Origin of the sequence: Sinorhizobium sp. 8-89, assembly GCF_030124325.1 — a bacterium.
Lineage (GTDB): Bacteria > Pseudomonadota > Alphaproteobacteria > Rhizobiales > Rhizobiaceae > Sinorhizobium.
In genome coordinates this window covers 1-623 of sequence record NZ_JASKLR010000090.1, presented here as the reverse complement: position 1 = coordinate 623, position 623 = coordinate 1, and the positions used below count along the sequence as shown (strand labels likewise).

Annotated in this window: 1 protein-coding gene; it reads left to right on the top strand. The window is 59.2% G+C overall.

The features are described 5' to 3' along the window. A partial coding sequence (locus QN219_RS33785) for an AMP-binding protein (RefSeq protein WP_284004764.1) occupies positions 1-623 on the top strand: 623 nt, incomplete at both ends.

Below are 623 nucleotides of genomic sequence, written 5' to 3'. Positions count from 1 at the left end.
CCGACCCCCGCGCCCTCGGCCTCACTTCCCGCCATCTCGCCTACATCATCTACACCTCCGGATCCACCGGCACGCCAAAGGGCGTCATGGTCGAGCATCAGAGTTTGATCAATCTTACAGCATGGCATTTGCAGACGTTTTGTCCGCCACCAGACATCTGCTGCGCAATGACGGCTGGAGTGGCATTCGATGCCAGCACCTGGGAACTCTGGTCTGCTTTATACAACCGCAGCACATTGCTCCTCCCGCCAAAAGCATCAGCAGCAGAATCTCCTCATCTGCTGCAATGGTGGCGTGATCAATCGCTCGACACCGCCTTTTTGACTACGCCGCTGGCCACCATCGCGTTGGAAACCCAGCTTGTAAATCCCACGTTGAAGTGCTTGCTGATTGGCGGTGATCGCCTCCTGCGTGTGCCGGCGCCTCTACCACCGGCGCTAAAGCTCATAAACAACTATGGCCCTACTGAAGCCACCGTCGTGGCGACATCGGGACAGCTCTTTAGTGACATCGCTTCGCCGCATATCGGCCGCCCGATTGCGAACACGCGTGTGTATCTTCTCGACCGGCATGGCGCACCGGTGCCGTTCGGGGCGGTCGGCGAGCTCTACATCGGCGGGGCA